1 protein-coding gene is annotated in these 246 nt (G+C 43.9%); it reads left to right on the top strand.

Annotated features, from left to right (window positions below):
• Positions 1-19: 19 nt before the first annotated feature.
• A partial coding sequence (locus SB749_RS20460) for an SDR family NAD(P)-dependent oxidoreductase (RefSeq protein ID WP_410711924.1) occupies positions 20-246 on the top strand: 227 nt, incomplete at its 3' end.

Below are 246 nucleotides of genomic sequence, written 5' to 3'. Positions count from 1 at the left end.
CTGGTATTTGGAGTACAAAATGAGTCAACAACAGGTTTTAATTACCGGTGCTAACCGGGGAATTGGCTACGAATTTGCCCGGCAGTATGCCGAACAAGGCCACAAAGTGTTCGCCGTTTGCCGCAACAGTTCAAAGCAATTAACTGAGCTGGACGTTGAAATTATTGAGGGCATTGATGTCACCAAAGCCTCCGATTTACTGCGTCTTTCTGAGACCATCGGCGATAAAAAAATTGATATCTTAAT

The sequence above is a fragment of the Brevibacterium sp. SIMBA_078 genome (assembly GCF_046534565.1).
Lineage (GTDB): Bacteria > Actinomycetota > Actinomycetes > Actinomycetales > Brevibacteriaceae > Brevibacterium.
Note: the sequence above shows the minus strand (reverse complement) of the source record. Positions and strands in the feature narration are given on the sequence as shown.